The sequence below is a fragment of the Alcanivorax sp. HI0007 genome (assembly GCF_001635525.1).
Taxonomy (GTDB): Bacteria; Pseudomonadota; Gammaproteobacteria; order Pseudomonadales; family Alcanivoracaceae; genus Alcanivorax.
The window spans coordinates 1-557 of sequence record NZ_LWEJ01000176.1 but is presented as its reverse complement, the minus strand read 5'-3'; the positions used below and the strand labels follow the sequence as shown (position 1 = coordinate 557).

The window sequence follows — 557 nt, the reverse complement described above, 5'->3', positions numbered from 1 at the left end:
GAAGAAAAAGACGCAGAGGGTTTTACTAGAGAAGATCGTGTCAAAGCATTGGAAGCTGAATGGACTAAATTTGCTAAGGAAAAAGGTTTATCTGATTATTACACAGGTAAGATTGACCCAAAAACAGGATTACCACAAAAAACTTTTGGTGGTCATTTCGTTGATTTCATGAGTGGTATTACGTTTGGTAATATAGATGATGCAATGGACGACATTGATGCTGCGTGGACTAAACGTAAAAATGAAGTTCTTGCTAGATTTAAAGCATCAACAAAAAAAACTAAATCTGAATGGAACGAGTTTTTAAGTTTGTTCCCTGAGGTTATTCCACCACAAATCACTAAAGGTGGTGTACAAGCAACTTATCTTTTGGTTCAACCGTTTAATGGTGGTGGTCAATCTAAAATTCAAGAAGCTATTGATTATCTGACACTTAAAGGTGCTTCTTCTAGTATCGTAGGGTTCTATATTGTTCCTCGTTACATGGTATCTGGTGATGGTGGTTCAATTACGATTCAAAACCCTTCTAATTCACGTCACCCTAAATTAAATACTGG

The 557-nt window shown here is 36.3% G+C and carries 1 protein-coding gene; it reads left to right on the top strand.

Annotated features, from left to right (window positions below; translation table 11 throughout):
* Positions 1-557: hypothetical protein (locus tag A3714_RS18050; protein WP_197463399.1), on the top strand; the 557-nt coding region annotated here is incomplete at both ends.